The organism is Microcoleus sp. T2B6 (assembly GCF_036700475.1).
Lineage (GTDB): Bacteria > Cyanobacteriota > Cyanobacteriia > Cyanobacteriales > Microcoleaceae > Microcoleus.
This window is the reverse complement of sequence record NZ_JAUBOZ010000002.1, coordinates 144,553-165,663: the sequence shown is the minus strand read 5'-3', so window position 1 is coordinate 165,663 and position 21,111 is coordinate 144,553. Positions and strand designations below refer to the sequence as shown.

Here is a 21,111-nt window from a genome sequence, read left to right as displayed (position 1 = left end):
CTGTGCCACAAGGATTCTTGTGGGGTGGGCATCTTGCCCGCCCAAACTCTTTGCACAGGCAAGATGCCTGTGCCACAAAAATTCTTGTGGGGTGGGCATCTTGCCCGCCCAAACTCTTTTCACAGGCAAGATGCCTGTGCCACAAAAATTCTTGTGGGGTGGGTATCTTGCCCGCCCCAAATATTTGCAATCTCCTAAAGACCGGCCGCACAAACAGCCGCTCCAATTAACCCTACATTGGGATTCAAAACAAGACGAACTGGCATCATTTCTAACAGCGAATCCATCCGGCCTTTGTGGGTAAAAGCTCGCATAAAACCCCCTTCTAGAATCAGCGGCAAAATCTTAGCAGCAATGCCGCCAGCTACGTACAAACCGCCGTAAGGTAACAGTGTCACAGCCAGATTTCCCGCCACGGCACCGTAAGCTTCTACAAACATTTGCATTGTTTGTTCGGAAAGCCGATCGCACTTTTTGAGTGCCGCCTGTGCAATTGTCGCCCCCGGATCGACACTCTTCTCGCTTTTACCGATTTCTGACTCCCATTTTTTGATAACTTCCCCTACCTCCGACGATTCAGGAGCAAACTTTCTGTCCCGCAAAAACTGGTAAATTGAAACAATCCCTAGTCCCGAAACTACACGCTCGATCGATATTCTTTGAATGTCGTGTTTTGCTAACAAATATTTCAGCAATTCAAACTCCAACTCGGAACGAGGAGCAAAGTCACCGTGTCCCCCTTCCGAAGAAAAAACCTTGATGCCATTTGCCTCGGGAACTGCAAAACAATTTCCCAAACCAGTCCCCGCACCAATAACAGCAATTGGATCGTGTTGGCGGGGTTTTCCGACTTGCAAAATGTGCAAATCTTTAGCATCCAAACCCCACACGCCGTAGCCAACCGCAACAAAATCATTAATTAAACTGACGCGGGATATTCCTAATTCTTGTTCCAGACGCTTCGCATCCAGCCTCCAAGGCAAATTAGTCAGTTTTGCAGTGTTGTTAACCACCGGGCCTGCGATCGCAAAACACGCTTTTTCAGGCACTGGCGCAAAATCCAACTTAATAGCAGCTTCCGTCAAAAACTGCTGCACCATCGGTACTAAATCGGGAAACTCCCCGCTGGGATAGCGAAACTCGTAAAGAGCGTTCATTTCACCGTTAACAGTCCTTTCCACTAATCGCAAAATTGTCTTAGTTCCGCCAATATCGCCCGCTAATAATAATGCCATAAATCTCTTTTTCCACCAAAGATAACATTCCCCATTTAAACACCCACAGTATTAATTGCCAACCAAGCCCGCAGCACCTCAGCCACAGTCCAAGCTTGAGCCGTGCAGCCCCGCGGCGAGTGGGGGGCGTCGCCCTCAAAAATTTCGCCCAGACTGCCAACTCCGCCGGCTCTTATATGATGTGCCATCGGTTCTAGGAATTCGCGAGCTTGTGCTGGATCTTTGTATACGTGCAAGTGCGCCAAGACAAACGGGCCAATCAGCCAGCCCCAAGCTGTGCCCTGGTGGTAGGCGCTGTCGCGCTGGAATTGGTCGCCTCCGTATGCGCCGCGATACTGGGGGTGCTGCGGCGAGAGGCTGCGGAGGCCGACCGAAGTGAGAAGTTGCTGGGCGCAGGCGTCCACCACGCCGCGCTGCTGGATGGGTGTCAGTAACGGTGTATAGCGGTGGGTTTCCTTTGCCCGCAGTCCCCTTGCGGATAAAGAGTTCGGAGGCGGATACCCAGTTAATAGGGGCAAGGATACGGCGAATATTTGGTTGGGCCGCAGGGAGGTATCGTGTCCGTCGGAGCCGTCCAGAACGTCGTAACAGTAACCGGTTGAGGCGTTCCAGAAGCGAGGGAATCCGGCGGCTGTTCGATCGCCCAATTGCTGGTATTCATTGTGAGGCTTGCCCAATTTTCGAGCAAAACTTGCCATAGCTTGTATAGCATTGTACCAAAGAGCGCTGAGCTCGATCGGCTTACCAATCCGAGGCGTCACCACCCAATCGCCGATTTTCGCATCCATCCAAGTCAGTTGCACGCCGGTTTCGCCCGCGTAGATTAAACCGTCATCGGGATCGACGCGGATATTATACCGAGTTCCCTGCAAGTGCCAGTCAACTATCTCACATAACACCGGCCAGAGTTCGCTCAAAAGTTCGTCGTCCCCCGTGGCATCGATATAAGCGCGAATTGCCTCAAAGTACCACAGAGTGGCATCTGCGGTGTTGTATTCCGGTGCGCCGCCCGCATCCGGGAAGCGGTTCGGCAGCATCCCCCGATCGACATACCGCGCAAATGTCCGCAAAATCGATCGCGCAATTTCCCATCGCCCGGTACAGATTGTGAGGCCGGGTAGGGCGATCGTCGTGTCGCGCCCCCAGTCGCTGAACCAAGGATATCCGGCGATGATCGTTTTGCCTTGGGATTCCTCCGGTAGCGGGCGGCTGACGATAAATTGGTCAGCGGCGAGCACTAAGTGATTGATCCAGTCGGGAGATTTGCTCGCTTTTGACCAGTTTTGCAGCAGTTGTTGGTCATAAGTGCGGCGCTCTTCCAAAGCTGTACCGCCGTTGAGTTCGGTATTTTTCTCCGTGCTGGCTATCAATGTCAGAGAACTTCCCGGTGCGATAGTCATGTGAAAAGTCGCCGCGTGCAAGTGATCCTCGCAGTAGTCCAAGCCGCGCCGCTTTTCGGCTGCTAGGTCAAATCCGTAATGCCAATTGTATAAAGGCGTAGAAACTCGAAAATTCGCCTCTGGTTCGGCATCCGTCAGCAGGTACAGGGGTACAGACTTGGGAAATGCAGTCACGCAAACCCCGCTTTCCAAGGTTTGTAGGCTCATCTGCCAGTCGCCGACGCTCGTTGTGTGGTGGTAGTCGCGATAGTTGACTAGGGCTTTGACAGCGAGGGCGATCGGCTTTGAGGCGCGGTGCAAGCGGTATTGAATATATGTTGTGTTAGCACCTTGCTGCATCCAAATCCGCTTTTCCAGGATAGCGTCGGCGAGAGCAAACCTCCAAACAGGCGTCGTGCCTTCTAGGTGAAAGCTTTCGATGTATTTGTAGCCGTGGGGTTCCATCGTCGCGTCGGCCCAGCGGTTTGTATAAAGCGGATAGGCGCGATCGTGATACACCGCCGTCTCGTCCAGCTTGGCGAGCATCAAAGTGCGTCCCAGCGGGGGTTTGAGGGCGGCTACCAGCAAGCCGTGATAGCGGCGGGTGAGGAGATTTGCGATCGTCCCGCTAGCGTAACCGCCGATCCCGTTTGTGACCAACCACTCCCGAGACTCGGCTGAGTCGAGATTGCAGCAGATTTCCCGTCCAAAAGCCATAACCATAAAGTCCACACTCGCGCTGATTTTTTACCTACCTTTAGGTAGATTTTCGACATGATATCAACCAGAAATATTAACGCTTGCAGGCCGTTAATTTGGCGATCGGCCCCGTGCCGATTCCTGCTCTAATTTAAGCCTAACCAACCGCTAATTTTGCCCCTTACCCAATTTTCCCCTTTGATGCCTCTGTCTAAAGTTAGTTGTTTGTTATATTAAGTAATATTACCGTCTAAACAGGCGCTGAACGTTAAGGGCAAGCATTTGATAGCGCGTCGGGCGATCGAACTACCAACCTATTTTATAAGGAGAACAGCTCAAAGTGAAGATAGGAGCAAATTACCTCGGCAATAACCAATGTGAATTTACCGTTTGGGCGCCCACCCTCAAACAAATCGCAGTCCAAATTGTTTCCCCAAAAAAACGCCTGATACCCCTGCAACAATCCGCAGAAGGTTATTGGCAAACCACAGCTACAGACATCGAACCAGGAACCCTTTACACTTACCAAATCGAAGGAAAAACCGACCGACCAGACCCAGCCTCAAAATATCAACCCCAAGGCGTGCACGCTCCGTCGCAAGTAATAGATGAAAATATTTTTACTTGGACTGACACAAATTGGCAAGGCGTGCCGCTAGCCGAAATGATTATTTACGAACTGCACGTCGGCACCTTCACCCAAGCCGGAACATTTGAAGCAATAATTCCCCAGCTAAAACAACTTAAAGAATTGGGAATCAACGCCATCGAAATAATGCCAGTAGCCCAATTTCCGGGCGAGCGAAACTGGGGATATGACGGCGTATATCCCTACGCCGTTCAAAACTCCTACGGCGGCCCCGAAGGCTTCAAAACACTCGTCAACGCCTGCCACGAACAGGGCATTTCAGTAATTCTCGATGTAGTTTACAACCACCTCGGCCCCGAAGGAAACTATCTCAGGGACTTCGGCCCCTACTTTACATCCAAATACGGCTCAATTTGGGGAGACCCCCTCAACTTCGACGACGCCTACAGCGACGGTGTGCGTAACTACTTTCTTGAAAACGCCCTCTACTGGTTTCGAGACTATCACATCGATGCCCTGAGATTAGATGCCATTCAAGCAATATTTGAGGTAGGTGCAAGACCTTTTTTACAAGAATTATCCGATGCCACAGCCGCTATTTCCCAAGAACTAGGACGGAAACTTTACTTAATAGCCGAAAGTGACTTAAATGATGTCCGCACTGTACGTCCCAAACAACTCGGTGGCTTCGGACTAGACGCCCAATGGTGCGATGATTTTCACCACGCACTGCACGCCTTGCTCACCGGAGAAGACGACCGGTACTACCAAGATTACGGCAAGTGCGAACACTTAGAAAAAGCCTTCAAAGAAAGCTTTGTTTACTCCGGCCAGTACGCCCCCCACAGAAAGCGGAGACACGGCAATTCTGTTAAGGATGAACCGGGTCATAAATTTCTGGTGTTTGCCCAAACCCACGACCAAATCGGCAACCGCATTTTGGGAGACAGACTATCCAAAATAGTTGACTTTGAAGGGTTGAAACTTGCAGCAGGCACTGTCTTAATTTCTCCCTACATTCCCTTCTTTTTTATGGGAGAAGAATACGGAGAAGAAGCACCGTTTTTTTACTTCGTTTCCCACTCGGACGAAAACTTAATTGAAGCTATCCGCAAAGACAAACAACAAGAATTTAAAGCCTTTGAAGGCCGAGGCGAGTTTCAAGACCCTCAGAGTCCTGAGACTTTCGATAAGTGTAAGTTAAACTGGGAAAAACAAACCCAAGGCAAACACAAAATCCTTTGGGAATGGCACCAACATTTGATTCACCTACGGCGGACAATACCAGCCCTTAAAAAACTCGACAAAAACAGTCTAGAAGTGTCCAGCATTGAAGCGGAAAAAATCTTATTTCTACGTCGTTGGACAGATGACAGCCAGATATTCTGCATTCTAAACTTCAACAGGCAAGAGGTAGCTTTTACGGCTGCACTTCCCCAAGGCAACGGTCACAAAATTTTAGACTCTGCTGATGAAAAATGGATGGGTTCAGGTTCTAGCTTGCCTGAAAAGATAACTTCAGAGCAAAAATTGACCGTTAAACCGCAGAGTTTCGCACTCTACGAATTAGAATAATTAAAAGTCGAGGCAGAGCCTCAAATACAGGCGTTCCTAGGCAGAGCCTAGGAACAAGAAACGGGAGGCAGAGCCTCTCTCATTCCCAGGCTATGCCTGGGAATGCAGTTCAGGAGGCTCTGCCTCATATATTCTTAAAAAAGAAAACCCTAAACAAGCAGGAGTAAAATTAACATGATGAGAATTCCCACAACAACTTATCGGATTCAATTTCATGGAGGTTTTAACTTTGAAGCCGCCAAACAAATCCTTAGCTATCTGGAAGATTTAGGAATTACCGACGTTTACGCTTCACCCATATTTAAAGCCAGAAAAGGCAGCTCTCACGGATACGATGTCGTTGACTCAAATCAGATCAATCCAGATTTGGGAACATCAGAAAATTTTGAAGCCCTCACATACGAAATCAAGAAACGGAACATGGGATGGCTGCAAGATATTGTTCCGAATCACATGGCTTACGATACTCAAAATTTGCTGCTGTTAGACGTATTGGAACACGGGCCAGATTCTGACTATTTTGATTACTTCGATATTGAATGGAATCACGCTTACGAACATCTCAGGGGTCGAGTGCTGGCTCCGCTGCTGGGCAACTTTTATGGAGAGTGTCTGGAAAATAGCGAGATTCAACTCAAATACAGCGAAATTGGGCTGACTATCAATTATTATAGCTTACAATTGCCAGTAAGAATTGAATCTTATGCTAAATTTATCAGTCATAATTTGGGGCATTTAGCCAGGGAATTAGGCAGACGCCATCCAGATTTTATCAAGTTTTTAGGAATTCTTTATTTAATTAAAAACACACCTTCAGAAACTAAAGGTAAAACCCGATACGATCAGATAGCTTTTGTCAAAGGACTGCTGTGGGAACTCTACAATCAAAATCCGCTTGTACAGGAATTCATCGATGAAAATATCAAAGTTTTTAACGGAGAAAAGGGAAATCCCGAAAGCTTTAATTTGCTAGACGATTTGCTTTCCGAGCAGTTTTACCGTCTGGCTTTCTGGAAAGTGGGAGCCGAAGAAATTAACTACCGAAGGTTTTTTACGGTCAACGAACTTATTTCGGTAAAAGTTGAAGAGATTAAAGTTTTTCACAAAAACCATGCTCTGATATTCGACATGGTTGATGAGGAAAAGTTTACCGGATTGAGAATCGACCACATCGACGGACTGTACGATCCCACAGAATATTTGAAACGACTCCGGGAGAAAGTGGGAGATACTTATATTACTGTTGAAAAGATTCTGGAACACGAAGAAGATTTGCCGTCATATTGGCCGATTGAGGGAACTAGCGGCTACGACTTTTTGAATTACGTAAACGGCGTTTTTTGTCGGTGCGATCGCGAGCAGCAATTCACCGAAATATATCAGAGATTTACTCGCTTGAACGTTCCCTACGAACAGTTATTTTTAGATAAAAAAGGACTGATTGTTGAGAAAAATTTGGCGGGAGACGTAGACAATCTAGCTCAACTTTTGAAGAATATCTCTGGTCAATCGAGACAGGGAAATGACTTTACTCGTCCCGGTTTGGAAAAAGCATTGGCGGCTGTTTTGACGATTTTTCCTGTCTACCGCACTTACATCAATCAAGACGGTTTGAGAGAGTCCGATCGCACTTACGTAAAATATGCGATCGCCCATGCCAAACAACAAGTACCGCGACTCCTCAAGGAACTTAAATTTATCGAAACGGTGCTGTTACTCGAAGAAGAAGAAACTCTAACATCAGAACAAAAAGAGCAGCGCCGGCACTTTGTAATGAAACTCCAGCAGTTGACAGGCCCATTAATGGCAAAAGGCGTTGAAGACACCCTTTTATACGTCTACTATCGGCTTTTATCCCTCAACGAAGTGGGAGGAAATCCCAGTCAGTTCGGCGTGTCGCTGGTAGATTTTCACGAGTTCAACCAACAGCAGCAAGTAGCTTGGCCGCACAAAATGAATGCTACAGCTACCCACGATACCAAACGCGGCGAAGATGTGCGAGCCAGACTTAACGTTTTGTCAGAAATTCCCGATGAATGGGAACAGCAAGTCAGGTCTTGGAGAGAGGTAAACTCTTCTAAGAAAGTCAACTTTGTGAATCGAATGGTTCCAGATACTAATGACGAATACTTCCTGTACCAAACTCTGCTAGGCAGTTTTCCCTTTGAGGGAATTGAAAACACTGATTATGTCCAGCGCCTGAAAGATTATGTGATTAAAGCAGTCCGTGAAGCCAAAGTTTATACGGCTTGGCTGAGACCGGATAACGACTACGAAGCTGGTTTTATGACCTTTGTCGATAGCGTTCTCGAACCTTCGGAACAAAATCCCTTTCTCAACAAATTTATACCTTTCTGTAAAAAGGTAGCTAATTACGGAATTTTCAATTCTTTATCTCAAACGCTGCTGAAAATCACGGCTCCTGGCGTTCCAGACATTTATCAAGGGACGGAATTCTGGGATTTAAGTCACGTCGATCCCGATAACCGCCGTCCCGTTGATTTTGAGCGCCGAATCGAGGTTTTGCGGGAAATTAAAGAGCAAGCTCAGACGGATATTTTGCAACTGCTTGAAGATTTGATTGCGACGCGAGAAGACGCGAGAATTAAGTTGTTTTTGACGGCAAGAGCGCTAGAAGCGAGAAAAAAATACTTGCAAGTTTTTCAATCTGGCGATTATCTGCCCCTGGAAGCAGTTGGCACGTTTAAAGATAATGTTGTTGCCTTTGCCAGAAGCTTTGGAGAGACTACCGTTCTTATCATTGCTCCCCGGTTTTTGACGGGAATTGTCAAACCTGAAGAAATGCCGATCGGCAAACAAGTCTGGAAAGATACTAATTTGAAATTATCCGAGCAAATGCCGTCGGTTTGGAAAGATGCAATTACAAATCAGGCGGTAGAAAGTAACGGTACGTTGGCAATTGGTGAAGCTCTGAGTTACTTTCCTGCCGCTCTGCTGATCGGTAAAAAATAGAAACTAAAGTTGTAGGGTGCGTCAGGAATTGATTATTGGGAGTCCACAATGTTTTTTGGCTCTGACGCACCATACCCTGTGCTGGGCTTTTTGAGTTAAAATAGTAGCAGGAAAGCAATCTTAGTAGCGGGAGGAATAGCAAAATGCGATCGCTCGTCAAAACCGAAACCAGTACCGAAACCAGACTCTCTTGGTGGGCTTACCTATTTGTCCTAGACGAATTCATTGCCGAAGCAGATGCTACTATCAACGGCCCAGCAGCCTTTGGCAACCCTGTTTTGAAGCTGTCCGAGCGCGACTGGGATTTTTTGTTAGATATGATGTTAGATCCGCCAGAACCTTCTGAAGGTTTAATTGCATTAATCAAAGAATGTAGGAGTTCTCAAGAGTAAATCATTGTGAATTGGATTATCTCTCCTATAGATTCCATAGAACGGAGTCTCAGCAGTCTCAGAAAAGACCCTTTTCAATCGGGAAATCCTGAATTAGATCGATATCTGAAACAGTATGCTCTGAAAAACGATAAAAACGGGATTTCTAGAACTTTTGTTGCTGTTTCATCTGAAGACAGTCAAAGGATAGTTGGGTATTATTCTTGCTGCACAGGCGGACTATCTTTTGAAGATTTACCGGCCCAGTTGCAGGAAAGGCTGCCCAGATATCCGACTCCAATTATACTGATTGGGAAGCTAGCCGTCGATCTTTCTGTGCAAGGAAGAGGTCTAGGAAAGCGTTTGCTATTTCACGCATTAGAAAATGCAGTAAATGTATCTCAAACAGTAGGAGTATATGCTGTTAAAGTTGATGCCATAGATGAAGCAGCCAAGACGTTTTACGAAAATTCAGGATTTCGAGAAATGCCGGAGATACCTCTTTCTCTTTTACTCCGGCTTCAAACCTTTAAACAAGCACTTGATGACTAGCTCGCTCTAATTAAACCTAAAATGCGATCGCTATTAGATTCCCGACTTTTTAAAGAAGTCAGGAATCGGGGTATTCTGTTTATATTTTGAAGCCGATCGACCGATCGCCCCTACCAACCAAACAAAATTTATACCACAAAGACGGCAAATACAACACAACGTATACGGTTTGCCACAATACCCGAATCGATCGCACACCGTACATTGGGAAGAGTAAAGAAAAGCAGTCAACAACTGTAGCGGTGCAAGCCTCACGGATGCAACCGTCCCCCAACAGGTTCGGTAAATACCCCTTCATCGCAAGGTCTACCGCCCGCAGTATAGAGATCAGCACCCTATCGAAGACTGTATTAAAGCAGGACTCACTACCCGTAAACCGCGAGGTAAAATGGCAGTCCTGAATAACCAGACTATCGCACAGATAAAACACCAAAATTTTGTAGAGATTGGAGCCGGAACACCCCTATGGGAAAAGTAGTTGGAATTGACTTAGGTACGACAAACTCCTGCGTCGCAGTTATGGAAGGCGGCAAACCCACCGTCATAGCCAACGCCGAGGGGGGTCGCACCACACCTTCTGTAGTAGCATATGCTAAAAATGGGGATCAACTTGTCGGACAAATCGCCAAGCGTCAAGCCGTGATGAACGCCGAAAACACCTTTTACTCAGTAAAACGGTTTATCGGGCGTCGGGTTGATGAAGTAACCCACGAAACCACTGAAGTTTCCTACAAAGTTCTCAAAGTCGGCAACAGCCTCAAACTAGACTGTCCCGCCCGTGGCAAGCAATTTGCCCCAGAAGAAATTTCTGCACAAGTTCTCCGCAAACTCGTAGAAGACGCCAGCAAATACCTCGGCGAAACTGTTACCCAAGCGGTAATTACTGTTCCCGCTTACTTCAACGACTCCCAGCGCCAAGCTACGAAAGACGCAGGAAAAATTGCCGGTATAGAAGTGCTGCGGATTATTAACGAACCTACAGCAGCAGCTTTAGCTTACGGGTTAGATAAAAAGAGCAACGAAACCATCCTCGTATTTGACTTAGGTGGCGGTACTTTCGACGTATCTATTCTCGAAGTGGGCGACGGCGTATTTGAAGTGCTAGCAACTTCTGGAGACACTCACCTCGGCGGTGACGACTTCGACAAAAAAATCGTCGATTACATCGCTAATGAATTCCAAAGAGCCGAAGGAATTGACCTTCGCAAAGACAAACAAGCACTGCAACGCCTGACGGAAGCAGCAGAAAAAGCCAAGATTGAGCTTTCGAGCGTTACCCAAGCAGAAATCAACCTGCCGTTTATTACCGCGACTCAAGACGGGCCAAAACACTTGGACACGACTTTGACGCGGGGCAAGTTTGAAGAACTGTGCTCGGATTTGATCGATCGCTCCCGCATCCCTGTTGAAAATGCGATCCGCGACGCCAAATTAGACAAATCTGCAATTAATGAAGTCGTCTTAGTTGGTGGTTCTACGCGGATTCCTGCGGTGCAAGAACTGGTCAAAAAACTCCTTGGCAAAGACCCCAACCAAACGGTAAACCCGGACGAAGTGGTCGCAGTCGGTGCAGCAATTCAAGCCGGCGTACTCTCCGGCGAAGTCAAAGACATCCTGTTGCTCGACGTTACCCCGCTGTCTCTCGGCGTCGAAACCTTGGGTGGCGTGATGACCAAAATCATTCCCCGCAACACCACTATTCCTACCAAGAAGTCGGAAACTTTCTCGACTGCTGTAGACGGCCAAACAAACGTGGAAATTCACGTTTTGCAAGGCGAACGGGAAATGGCGAATGATAACAAGGATTTGGGAACATTCCGCTTAGATGGAGTTCCACCAGCCCCCCGTGGCGTACCTCAAATTGAAGTTACTTTCGATATCGATGCTAACGGTATTTTGAATGTAGCGGCTAAGGATAAAGGTACTGGCAAGGAGCAATCGATTAGCATTACTGGTGCTTCTACTTTGCCCAGCAATGAAGTCGAGCGCATGGTGAGGGAAGCCGAATCGAATGCTTCTGCTGACAAGGAACGTCGCGAAAGGATCGATCGCAAAAACCAAGCTGATTCTCAAGCCTATCAAATCGAGAAGCAGTTGGCAGAATTGGGCGATAAAGTTCCCGCGGATGACAAAACTAAGATTGAAGGGTTGCTTAAAGACTTGCGATCCGCGATCGAGAGTGAAGATGACGATCGCATCAAAACCTTGACAACAGAGTTGCAGCAAGCATTCTACGCTGTCAGCAGCAACCTGTACCAGCAAGCAGGCGGCCCAACTGACGGCCCTGGTGGCCCTGGTGGCCCTGGTGGCTATGGAGACGGCGGCCCCACTGGCGGCGGCGACGACGTGATTGACGCCGACTTCACAGAAGGCAACAAATAGAAGGCTAAATTAAAAGCCCCCAGCTAGAAGCAAGAAACCCGGTTTTGAACAGAAACCGGGTTTCTGTTCTTTCAAAAACAAACCAAAGCCGATCGACTAAAATTAGTGACAACTCCTACACCAACACAAGCTGTCACCATTGGTGTAGGCATCTGGGCGACTCCTGCTATTGCATAGGACATTAACTGAGCTTTAAGAACGGGTTGCCCCACCGCTCTATTTTTGATGACAAGTGCCGCATTATGATCGCGGTCAAGACTACACCCACAATGATGGCAATCATGCCAGCGAATATGCAGCTTTTTTGGTACTTTCTCTCCGCAATTAGAGCAATCTTGTGAAGTATTATGGGCGCTTACTGGGACAACCAACAAACCAGCATTTGAGGCTTTATTTGCAAGTATTGACAGAAAGCTTGACCACCCAGCGTCCAACACAGATTTAGCTAATCTTGTACGAACTAGCCCTTTGACGTTTAAATCCTCGTGCGCGATTACGTCATATTTTGACAACAGCCAATTAGCTGTCTTGAAGTGAAAATCTTTGCGTTTGTCAGCTACTTTTTTGTGACACTTCCCTAGTTGCTTGACCGATTTCTGCCTTCGCTTGCTGCCTTTCTTGCGACGTGAAACTCGCTTTTGAATTACCCGTAAGCGTTTTTGCTCTTTACGGTAATACTGGGGAATAACGACTGTTTCGCCCTCAGAGGTTGTCAAAAACTCCTTCAGTCCTACATCAATACCTGTTATCGAACGAGGATTAAAGTCTGGTTTAATCTCTGGAACTGTCTTGTCTTCCAGGGAGAGCGTAAGGTAGTAACCATCAGCTTTCTTGGTGACAGATGCGGTTTTAATTTTGAATCCATCAGGGATAGGGCGATGCAATACAACTTTAACTTTCCCAAACATTGGCAAGTTGATCGAGTTGCCCTGTAAGCAACCCTCTTTCACCTGTGGATAAGTAAAAGTGCGATAACGGTTCCGAGCCTTAAAACGAGGTTTCCCGCTACGTTTTCCGTTGCTGTCACCTTTCAAGAAACGGTCAAATGTTATCTTAACTCGCTTAACTACATCTTGAAGGACTTGCGAATATATCTCGCTATACCAAGGATGTGTTTTCTTGAGTTGAGGCAACGTTTTCTTTTGTGAGTAATAATCAGGATTGTCTCGCAGTTCAGGTAGGTAGCAAACGAGAGGGCAGGCGTTAACGGGAGAACGGTTTTGTTCGTACCAATTAAATCTATCAGCCAACAGATAATTGTACTGAGAGCATAGCATGGATAGCCATCTGTCTAGCTCAATGACCTGTTGTTTTGTTGGACGTAACTTGTACTGATAAGCTGTTCTCATATCTACCCTCCTTGAAAGTTATGTTAACATGATCGTGTTCGCATTGACAACACGACATGAAAGACAAGAATTTGCACATCCGGTTATCTGAGAAGCGTCTCAATAAACTGAGAACAGTCGCGGAGGCAAGAGAGAAAACTATCACCCAGATGGTAGAGGCGTGGATTGATCGACTGTCCCTTACATTTACTGACTGACTACGTACCTACGTCAGTCGCGCATTCATCCCACACTGATTTATTGGGGGTACTCGGCTACGCCTCGATAAATCCCCCTCTAAATTCAGTGTGGGGCTTCTGCTGTTTCGGCTAAAAATCTTGCTTGAGGCATAGAGACAAAACTAGAATATGCTTCAACAAATATCATAAACTAGCAGTAATATCGCAATCGAGAGCAATTAAATGTCACGTTCTCCTATACAAAATTCCTCCCCAAATACTCCCAGCCCCTCTCATGTTGCATCCTTGCGCCGACTCCGCCGCATCAGCCATTTACTCGACAATGCAATTCCGATTCCCGGCACAAAATACCGCATCGGACTCGATCCGATACTGGGACTTATACCGGGCGGCGGCGATTTAATCAGTTCAATTTTTGCAGGATATGTTGTCTTCAAATCCGCTCAAATGGGAGTGCCACAAGAGACTTTAGTCAAAATGGCCACTAACATCGTATTTGATACAGTTGCCGGTACTGTACCCGTTGCCGGAGACTTGTTAGATGTTGCTTGGAAAGCTAATGTCAAGAATATAGAATTGCTGGACGCTCATTTAGGTTCCCCTGAACCTGGGAAAAAAGCCGACTGGTTATTTGTGGCGGCTTTGCTGTTGGGTTTGGTGTTAATTGTCGGAGGCGTGATTTTCTTGAGTGTCATGCTTTTTGGGTGGCTATTCCAAGTAATTACAGGGCGTTAATCTTGGGTGGGATGGGCAAGATAAATCCCTCTCTTTATGTCATTCATAGTGATAGCATATAATCGGGAAAGTTCTCCTTAAAAATCCCATTTGAGGATGATTTGGAACCGACAAAAAAAAACATCTGGGTTTAAGTATCCATAGGTGCGTTGCTTTTTTTGACGCCTCAAAAAAGAGCTAATATCTCACCTATCCGTAGATTAAAAACAGGGCGGTTGGAAACAAAACCAACAGTTTTTTTTCGCAGCAATACTTAATAAAAATAAGAGGAGTATTAGCTACAAAAAAACAGTGGCTGCAATCAATGTTCAATAAATAAATACTAAAGTGTGTCTGGGTTGAAAAAATCAACCAACCCCTACCAATAAAAGTTCTGATCCTCTTACCAAGAAGAGATATGTGGCAGAAATCTGAGATATTGCACCACTCTCAACAACAGGCAAGATGCCTGTTCCACAAGAAAATTCACTCTGGATATTAAAAACTATATCTTAAGGGGATTGACAAAATTTATTAAATATGTATTTAAGTATCAATTTTCTTTGAAACTAGGTAGAGACCAGGAATTTCAAAGGTGGTACCCGCCACGTGATTTATCCGTGGAATCAATCCCAAATCTAAAATCGAAAATCCTCAAGCCCCCGCATTTATCCGTGGGGTCGCCTCTAAAATCTCAAATCTAAAATCTAAAATCGATTGACCCGATCGCCCTTGAGTTCGATATAGTGATATAATCCAGACTATAATATCAACTTGATATAAATGCTTGAATTATCCGCACTTGGACTGCTACAGTTGCAACCTCTGCACGGCTACCGGCTAAAGCAAAAACTGGAGCTGTTTATGAGCAGTTGCATCAGCGTCAACTACGGAGCGATTTACCCGCTGCTGAAGCGCTTGGAAGAGCGAGGGGAGATTTCGGTAATAGCCGAAGAAGCCGGAGATGCGGGCTGTCCGCGCAAAATCTACGGAATTACCGACAAAGGGCGCGAACTCTGGCGGCAAAAAATGCTCGAACACCCTCAAGAAAGCTGGGTTAACAGTGGTTCCCGGTTCCAAATCAAGTTTTTCTTTTTTGGCGACTTAGAACCGGCAGAACGGCTGAAGCTATTGGAACACCGCTTGCGAGCCTGTTACACCAGGCAAGACTACATCGAAAGCCTCAAGAGCGAATATCCACTAACCGATGACTATCAATTCGCCTCTCGCGATCGCTGCAAGTCAGTGCTGGCGTCAGAGATAGAGTGGTTAACCGAGCAACTAGCCAAGGAAAAAAGTGCGATCGCCGGAGTGCGTGACTCCCCAACCTTCGCTAAATCCGCCGACTCCAAGGGAAAATCCTTCCAACTCACCCACTCATGTGAGTCATAAGAAGGATGTGTAATCATTCCTGCCATCGTAACTTTTGAGAAATAACACAAAGCTTTCCTAAAAATAATCACCCCCAGGCTTGGCTAACTGTGATGAGACTAAAGCCCTGCACATACCCCAATCCTATTAAAAAGCGACTTTCCAGATTCCATGCTGTTTAAAAGCGCTGTCCAAATACCCCATCTTTGAGGGGGACGCCGGAGAATCAAAGATTCCGCCCAAGTCTCAGTAAGTCAGAAGTTAAAAAAAATCTAAGTGGTGCTGCCAATGAGTTATTCTAAATCTCCAGAATCCGTCGTTGAAGCTGAAGAGCAAAAATCTCCCACACCCGAACTGCACCCAACCGATGCAGACAGCGATCGACCGGATGATTTTCCGCCTATTGCCGATCGCCCTGAATCTGTTGCTAAGCCCCGATCGCGCTGGCCTCTAATTGCCGTGATCGCGATCGCCACAGGCGCAGCAGGTTTCGGCTGGTACTCGTGGCAATCGGGCCAGAATCGCGCACAGCAACCGGCAGCAGCAGCCCAGCCCCCAGCCATACCAGTCAAACTCGCAGCCGTAGAAACCAGCTCCGTCGAAGATGCTTCCGAATTTGTTAGCAGCTTAGAAGCCAAGCGTTCAGTAGAAATCAAACCCGAAGCAGAAGGGCTAGTCACGGAGATTTTTGTCAAATCCGGGGACTTCATAAATAAAGGGCAAGCCATCGCCCGCATGAAAAGCGACAGCGCCCAAGCTGACTTGAGGCAATCCCAAGCCAACCTGATCCGCGCTCAATCCCACTTAGCCGAATTGCAAGCAGGAGCCAGGCCCGAAGAAATCGCCCAAGCTCAAGCCCAAGTCGCCCAAGCCCAAGCCAACCTCGCTCAACTGCGATCGGGCTCTCGGCCAGAAGAAATTGGTCAAGCCCAAGCCCGCGTTAGCCAAGCTGAAGCCGACCTCGCCGATGCCGAAACAGGTAGCCTCTTAGAAGAAATCGCCCAAGCAAGAGCGCAAATAGAAGCAAGCACAGCCGAAGCCAAGTTAGCCACCCAGCAGCTTGCTAGATATCAGGCATTGGCAAAAGAAGGCGCAGAATCCGCGAACACCCTTGAGCAATACACCCAAAAAGCAGGCACCGCCAAAGCCAACCTCCGAGAAGCTCAAAGGCGGTTCGAGCAGCGGCAAAAGAACAGACAAGCCGAGATCGAGCGCCGGACAGCAGCCTTGCAACAGCAGCGGCAAGCTTTGCGGCAATTGCAAAACGGTTCGCGCCCAGAGGAAATAGCCAAAGCCGAAGCAGAAGTCGCACAAGCCAAGAGCAGATTAGCGCAGTTAGCAAATGGTACGCGCCAAGAACAACTCGATCAAGCTGAAGCGCAAGTTGCCGAGGCCGCCGCTCAAGTGCGCGGCTTTGAAGTACAACTACAAGAAACTGCGGTCATCGCGCCCTTCGCAGGAGTCATCGGCGACATACCAGTGAAAGTAGGTGATTTCTTGCAAAAAGGTGATGCCATTGCCACCCTGACTGAGAACCAATTGCTAGACTTGCGGTTATCAATTCCTTTGGAACGGCAGCCTCAATTACGCTTAGGGCTGCCAGTACAAATGCTCGACGCTCAAGGCAAGGCGATCGCCCAAGGTCAAATCAGTTTTATCTCCCCCAACGTCAGTGCCAATTCCCAAACAATTTTAGCTAAAGCCACCTTTCCCAACCCCAGCGGCGAACTGCTTAATCTCCAGTTTGTAAAAGCTAAAGTCATCTGGAAACAGAGCCCCGGAATTTTAGTTCCAGTAACAGCAGTCACTCGCTTAGGTGGAGAAACTTTTGTCTTCACAGCTCAAAAGCCACAACAGCCAAAACCTGGAATGCCACCTTTAGTAGCGCGGCAAAAGTCCGTGAAATTGGGAACCATTGAGGGGAATAATTATCAAGTTATCGAAGGTTTGCAAGCCGGGGAAAAAATTGTTACCGCAGGCATCCTTAATCTGACAGACGGTGTTCCCATTATGGCTCAAGAGGAAGGGGAAGGAGCAGGGAAAAATTTACCAGTAGGGGGCAAAAAATAAGGTATGTTGTTGCGCTTGGGCGCTCTTAATTCACCTCTTAAGAGCGCTAAAGCGCAACTACGTACTTTATGTGAAACTACTTGATTGCTCAGCTCTTAACAAGGGGGCAATTTAAATTTTTGACTCATATCATGTCCGGTCGAGCAACCGTGATTTTTGTAGGGGCGGGTTCACCAACAATACCTGCTAATAATTGACAATCTCAAAAACCCGCCCCGACCGGGATATTATGCTTAATCGCTCGGACATGATATCAAGTGCAATTAGCAATTAGGAATTAGGAATAATCAACTAACAACTACCCATTACCCAAATAATGTTTGCAGATTTCTTTATTAAACGACCTGTCTTTGCTAGCGTCTGCGCCTTAATTATTGTTTTGGTAGGCGCAATCAGCATTCCCAGCCTGCCTATCGAGCGCTTCCCCGACATCAGCCCTACCCAAATCAACGTCACAGCCAACTATAGCGGTGCGAATGCTGAAGTTGTCGAAAATGCGGTAACAAACATCCTAGAAAGGCAAATTAACGGCATTGAAGGACTGAAATATCTAACTTCCAGTAGCACTAACAGTGGAACTAGCACCATTACAGCCACCTTTGATACTTCCCGCGACAAAGATATCGCCGCCGTCGATGTGCAAAATCGAGTTGCAGTTGCTCAACCACAACTGCCAGATGTCGTACAACGCACAGGAGTTACAGTTACAAAACAATCTAACAGCCTGCTGCTGGCTATAGGATTATTTACCGAAAATAAAGAATACGATACCATATTTTTAAGCAACTATGCCGACCTCTATTTAGCCGATACTTTAAAGAGAGTAAAAGGCGTGGGCGACGTGCGAATTTTTGGGGAAAGACGCTATGCTATGCGCCTGTGGATCGACCCCAATAAATTAGCTGCTCGTAATCTAACAATGCAAGATGTAACAAGAGCAATTAATGAACAAAACTTGCAAGTTGGTGTAGGAAGAATTGGTCAAGAACCCGCCCCAGAGGGGCAAATGTATCAGATTGATTTGACTGCAGAAAGTCGTCTAAAAAGCCCCACAGAATTTGAAGACATCGTTATTAAAAGCGAAGCCAATGGAACTTTAGTTAAGTTAAAAGATGTTGGTAGAGCAGAATTAGGAGCAGAAAATTATAACTCTTTCCTGCGGTTCCGAGGTAATGACGCGGTGGGCTTAGGGATTTACCAATTACCAGGAAGTAATGCTCTAAATGTTGCCCAGGCCGTCAAAGCAGAAATGGAGAAATTAGCGAAAAACTTCCCTCCGGGGGTGATACATAGAACCGCACTAGATACGACTCAATTTGTCCAAGAGTCAATGGCAGAAGTAGTCAAAACTCTGTTTGAAGCAGTCTTGCTAGTGGTGATAGTTATTTTTGTTTTCCTGCAAGATTGGCGCACTACGATTATTCCCACCATCACAATTCCCATTTCCTTGATTGGGACATTTGCCTTTATCAAAGCATTCGGCTTTACGATTAATAGTTTGTCTCTATTTGGTCTTACCTTAGCAACAGGTTTAGTGGTTGATGACGCTATCATCGTAGTCGAAAATATTGACCGTCTAGTCCGCCAAGGTATGAATGCCCGCCAAGCAGCTTCCGAGTCAATGCGGGAACTTTTTAGTGCTGTAATTGCCACTTCCTTAGTATTGATGGCCGTGTTCGTACCAGTGGCATTTTTCCCTGGGACAACGGGAGCACTCTATAAACAATTTGCCCTAACAATTGCTTTTTCCGTACTGCTTTCTACCTTTATGGCAGTTACTCTTACTCCCTCACTTGCCGCTATATTACTGCGCCCAGGTAAGAAGTTTGGCGGCCCGTTGGGTTGGGTGTTTAACCGCATTAATATTTTTCTGGATTGGACGCAAAAGAAATATAGAGATTCCTTAATATTCTTAACACGATTTAAAACCATTGTTACCCTGTTGTTTATTGCTTCTCTGGGATTCACCGCTTGGCTTTATTTAGCAGTACCGACAGCATTTATCCCAGAGGAAGACCAGGGTTATTTTCTGACAATTATTCAAGGGCCTCAAGGTGTTTCGCTGCAATACACCCAGCAGGTGATGGACGGAGTTGAACAAGAAATCCTCAAAGTTCCTGAAGTTGTGGGAACTTTTTCTGTAGGTGGCTTTGGTTTTAGTGGTAACAGTTCCAACCAGGGGATTATATTTACTACACTTAAAGGCTGGGAAGAACGTCACGGAGAAGATCAAACTGTACAAGCGATTATTGGTAAGTTGCGGGGTAAGTTTTTCGCGATTCCAGAAGCTAGAATTTTCCCTGTGAATCCGCCTGCAATTCAAGGTTTAGGTCAATTTGGGGGTTTCCAATTTCAATTGCAAGACCGCAAAGGTAACAGCGGTTTAGATGGCTTAGTCCAGACTATGGGCGGGATTTTGAAGCAGGCAAATCAGACACCGGGATTGCAAGCAGTATTTAGTACGTTTGCTGCGAATACGCCTCAGTTAATTGTGGAGGTTGACCGCAATCGAGCTAAGGCTCTAGATATTCCCATTAATGATGTTTTCAGTACGTTACAAACGGCTCTAGGTGCTCAGTATGTGAACGATTTTAACCTCCAGCAGCGCAATTACCGGGTTTATGTCCAGGCGGATAAACAGTTTCGTGATAACCCTGAAGATATTGGAAAGTTGTATGTGCGTTCTGGAAAGAATGAAATGATTTCTTTGAGCAATTTGGTGAAGATAACTCCGGTGGTGGGGGCACAAACTGTTAACCACTACAATTTATATAGGTCAATTGAAATTACTGGCTCTCCGGCTCCGGGAGCGAGTTCTGGACAGGCGCTAAAATCGATGGAAAATGTGGCGGCTCAAGTTTTGCCGTCGGGTTTTGGCTATGAATGGTCGGGGAGTTCTTTAGAAGAAATTGAGTCGGGGGGTCAAGCACCAATTATTTTTGGTTTGGGGCTGATTTTTGTGTTCTTGGTGTTGGCGGCGCAGTACGAAAATTATGTCGATCCTTTCATTATTTTGCTATCGGTGCCTCTGGCGATTTTAGGTGCGCTTTTAGCTCAGTCGTTGCGGGGTTTGGCGAATGATGTTTATTGCCAGATTGGTTTGGTGATGTTGATTGGATTGGCTAGTAAAAATGCAATTTTAATTGTGGAGTTTGCGAACCAGTTACGGGAGCAGGGATATTCAATTGCTAAGGCGGCAGTAGAGGCTTCTCAAGAGCGTTTACGACCGATTTTGATGACTTCTCTGGCTTTCGTTTTGGGTATTTCTCCTCTGATTAACCCAGAAGGTGCGGGGGCGGCGAGTCGCCGATCGCTAGGGAATGCGATCGCCGGGGGGATGGTTGTTTCTACTGTCTTGAGTTTGTTTATGGTGCCGGTTCTGTATGTGGTGGTTGTCTCGGCTCGCGATCGCTTTAAGAAGCGCGATCGATTAGAAAATATGCCCGATGATGGCACAGTTTTGAACGGGAAAACGGCTCCCCACGAGGAGATTGAACGCGATAAAGTATCGCCGTTGTAGTTGGTAAGTTGAAAAGGCGATCGTTTTGTGAGTGGAATTGGTGCGATCGCCCAAAACCCGCCAATCCCGCATCAAAACCCCCAAAGTCCCCAGATTACTCCGGGGTTCAATTCTTCAATCCCAAATCCCAAATCCCAAATCTAAAATCTAAAA

Annotated in this window: 13 protein-coding genes; 9 read left to right on the top strand and 4 right to left on the bottom strand. The window is 46.6% G+C overall.

What is annotated here, in order from left to right; translation table 11 throughout:
• Window positions 1-194: 194 nt before the first annotated feature.
• Entirely contained in the window at window positions 195-1,235 is a 1,041-nt protein-coding gene (locus QUA00_RS01775) for a glucokinase (RefSeq protein ID WP_333408497.1), read from the bottom strand.
• 35 nt (window positions 1,236-1,270) lie between these two features.
• A complete protein-coding gene (locus QUA00_RS01770; RefSeq protein ID WP_333408510.1) occupies window positions 1,271-3,337 on the bottom strand; it encodes an amylo-alpha-1,6-glucosidase in 2,067 nt (688 codons plus the stop codon).
• A gap of 316 nt (window positions 3,338-3,653) precedes the next feature.
• Between QUA00_RS01770 and treZ the strand changes: the two genes are divergently transcribed.
• The 4 genes from treZ to QUA00_RS01750 all read left to right on the top strand — a co-directional run bounded on the left by treZ (window position 3,654) and on the right by QUA00_RS01750 (window position 9,373).
• On the top strand, window positions 3,654-5,477 hold the full coding sequence (treZ, locus tag QUA00_RS01765) for a malto-oligosyltrehalose trehalohydrolase (protein ID WP_333408496.1): 1,824 nt from the start codon (window positions 3,654-3,656) through the stop codon (window positions 5,475-5,477).
• Window positions 5,478-5,654: 177 nt separating this feature from the next.
• Window positions 5,655-8,450: a malto-oligosyltrehalose synthase gene (gene treY, locus QUA00_RS01760; RefSeq protein ID WP_333408509.1), complete on the top strand. Its 2,796-nt coding sequence runs from the start codon at window positions 5,655-5,657 to the stop codon at window positions 8,448-8,450.
• A 143-nt stretch (window positions 8,451-8,593) separates the two neighbouring features.
• Window positions 8,594-8,842 carry a type II toxin -antitoxin system TacA 1-like antitoxin gene (locus QUA00_RS01755; RefSeq protein WP_333204115.1) on the top strand — a complete coding sequence of 83 codons (249 nt, stop codon included), beginning with the start codon at window positions 8,594-8,596 and terminating at the stop codon, window positions 8,840-8,842.
• A gap of 6 nt (window positions 8,843-8,848) precedes the next feature.
• Window positions 8,849-9,373, top strand: a complete 525-nt coding sequence (locus QUA00_RS01750; protein ID WP_333204113.1) for a GNAT family N-acetyltransferase — start codon at window positions 8,849-8,851, stop codon at window positions 9,371-9,373.
• A 79-nt stretch (window positions 9,374-9,452) separates the two neighbouring features.
• Here QUA00_RS01750 and QUA00_RS01745 read toward each other — a convergent pair whose 3' ends face one another.
• Window positions 9,453-9,671, bottom strand: a complete 219-nt coding sequence (locus QUA00_RS01745) for a hypothetical protein (protein WP_333408495.1) — start codon at window positions 9,669-9,671, stop codon at window positions 9,453-9,455.
• A 167-nt stretch (window positions 9,672-9,838) separates the two neighbouring features.
• Between QUA00_RS01745 and dnaK the strand changes: the two genes are divergently transcribed.
• Window positions 9,839-11,755 (top strand): molecular chaperone DnaK, encoded by a 1,917-nt coding sequence (gene dnaK / locus QUA00_RS01740; protein ID WP_333320271.1) that lies wholly within the window; start codon window positions 9,839-9,841, stop codon window positions 11,753-11,755.
• 71 nt (window positions 11,756-11,826) lie between these two features.
• Here the strand turns inward: dnaK and QUA00_RS01735 are convergent, their stop codons facing one another.
• On the bottom strand, window positions 11,827-13,104 hold the full coding sequence (locus QUA00_RS01735; protein WP_333408494.1) for a transposase: 1,278 nt from the start codon (window positions 13,102-13,104) through the stop codon (window positions 11,827-11,829).
• 401 nt (window positions 13,105-13,505) lie between these two features.
• Here QUA00_RS01735 and QUA00_RS01730 point away from each other — a divergent pair, with 401 nt between their 5' ends.
• The 4 genes from QUA00_RS01730 (at window position 13,506) to QUA00_RS01715 (ending at window position 20,958) form a co-directional block, all read left to right on the top strand.
• Window positions 13,506-14,018, top strand: coding sequence for a DUF4112 domain-containing protein (locus QUA00_RS01730; RefSeq protein ID WP_333408493.1), 513 nt, complete (start codon window positions 13,506-13,508; stop codon window positions 14,016-14,018).
• Between the two features lie 762 nt (window positions 14,019-14,780).
• Window positions 14,781-15,389 carry a PadR family transcriptional regulator gene (locus QUA00_RS01725; protein WP_333408492.1) on the top strand — a complete coding sequence of 203 codons (609 nt, stop codon included), beginning with the start codon at window positions 14,781-14,783 and terminating at the stop codon, window positions 15,387-15,389.
• A 267-nt stretch (window positions 15,390-15,656) separates the two neighbouring features.
• Entirely contained in the window at window positions 15,657-17,438 is a 1,782-nt protein-coding gene (locus QUA00_RS01720; RefSeq protein WP_333408491.1) for an efflux RND transporter periplasmic adaptor subunit, read from the top strand.
• Window positions 17,439-17,754: 316 nt separating this feature from the next.
• Entirely contained in the window at window positions 17,755-20,958 is a 3,204-nt protein-coding gene (locus QUA00_RS01715; RefSeq protein WP_333408490.1) for an efflux RND transporter permease subunit, read from the top strand.
• The last annotated feature ends 153 nt before the right edge of the window (window positions 20,959-21,111 follow it).

Excerpts from the sequence above, each read along its gene's own strand:
- QUA00_RS01775 (WP_333408497.1), bottom strand. The coding sequence starts at position 1,235 with ATGGCATTATTATTAGCGGGCGATATTGGCGGAACTAAGACAATTTTG.
- QUA00_RS01770 (WP_333408510.1), bottom strand. The coding sequence starts at position 3,337 with ATGGTTATGGCTTTTGGACGGGAAATCTGCTGCAATCTCGACTCAGCC.
- treY (WP_333408509.1), top strand. The coding sequence starts at position 5,655 with ATGAGAATTCCCACAACAACTTATCGGATTCAATTTCATGGAGGTTTT.
- QUA00_RS01755 (WP_333204115.1), top strand. The coding sequence starts at position 8,594 with ATGCGATCGCTCGTCAAAACCGAAACCAGTACCGAAACCAGACTCTCT.
- QUA00_RS01745 (WP_333408495.1), bottom strand. The coding sequence starts at position 9,671 with ATGAAGGGGTATTTACCGAACCTGTTGGGGGACGGTTGCATCCGTGAG.
- dnaK (WP_333320271.1), top strand. The coding sequence starts at position 9,839 with ATGGGAAAAGTAGTTGGAATTGACTTAGGTACGACAAACTCCTGCGTC.
- QUA00_RS01735 (WP_333408494.1), bottom strand. The coding sequence starts at position 13,104 with ATGAGAACAGCTTATCAGTACAAGTTACGTCCAACAAAACAACAGGTC.
- QUA00_RS01730 (WP_333408493.1), top strand. The coding sequence starts at position 13,506 with ATGTCACGTTCTCCTATACAAAATTCCTCCCCAAATACTCCCAGCCCC.
- QUA00_RS01725 (WP_333408492.1), top strand. The coding sequence starts at position 14,781 with ATGCTTGAATTATCCGCACTTGGACTGCTACAGTTGCAACCTCTGCAC.
- QUA00_RS01720 (WP_333408491.1), top strand. The coding sequence starts at position 15,657 with ATGAGTTATTCTAAATCTCCAGAATCCGTCGTTGAAGCTGAAGAGCAA.
- QUA00_RS01715 (WP_333408490.1), top strand. The coding sequence starts at position 17,755 with ATGTTTGCAGATTTCTTTATTAAACGACCTGTCTTTGCTAGCGTCTGC.